Genomic DNA, 526 nt, shown 5'->3' with positions numbered 1-526 from the left:
CGTCAGCGCCGAGGGGCGGCTGCTGGGGACGCTGACGGATGGTGACGTGCGCCGCAGCCTTCTCGTTGGTGGCAGTCTCGACACCCGCGCGGTCGATGCCATGAACAAGGACCCCGTGTGGGTCGACGTCGGCACGCCGGACAGTATCATCATTGACCGCATGCGGCGCGCGAACATCCAATCCGTTCCGGTGGTCGATGCCGAGGGGCGGTATGTCGACCTCGTCCATGTGACCGACTTGGGCGGCGATGCCGCAGAGATGCACGGGGCGAGCGGCTTTGCCGCCGCCGTCATTATGGCCGGTGGAGAAGGCAGGCGGCTGCGTCCGCTGACCGACACTATCCCGAAGCCCATGGTGGAGATCGACGGCATCCCGTTGCTCGAGCGCCTGGTGCGGCGCCTGGCCTCCGCCGGAGTAGAGCGGGTTTATATTTCCGTCAACTATCTCAGCCACTTGATCGAGGGCCATCTGCGCGATGGCTCGCATCTCGGCACGCACATAGTATACTTGCGCGAAACCGACAAA

1 protein-coding gene is annotated in these 526 nt (G+C 64.6%); it reads left to right on the top strand.

What is annotated here, in order from left to right; genetic code table 11:
* A partial coding sequence (locus tag ACKGJN_RS16790; protein WP_409540715.1) for a sugar phosphate nucleotidyltransferase occupies positions 1-526 on the top strand: 526 nt, incomplete at both ends.

Source organism: Gillisia xinjiangensis (assembly GCF_046298265.1).
In the GTDB taxonomy this organism is placed as follows: Bacteria; Bacteroidota; Bacteroidia; order Flavobacteriales; family Flavobacteriaceae; genus Gillisia; species Gillisia xinjiangensis.
The sequence above is the reverse complement of the archived record's forward strand: the minus strand, read 5'-3'. Positions and strand labels throughout refer to the sequence as shown.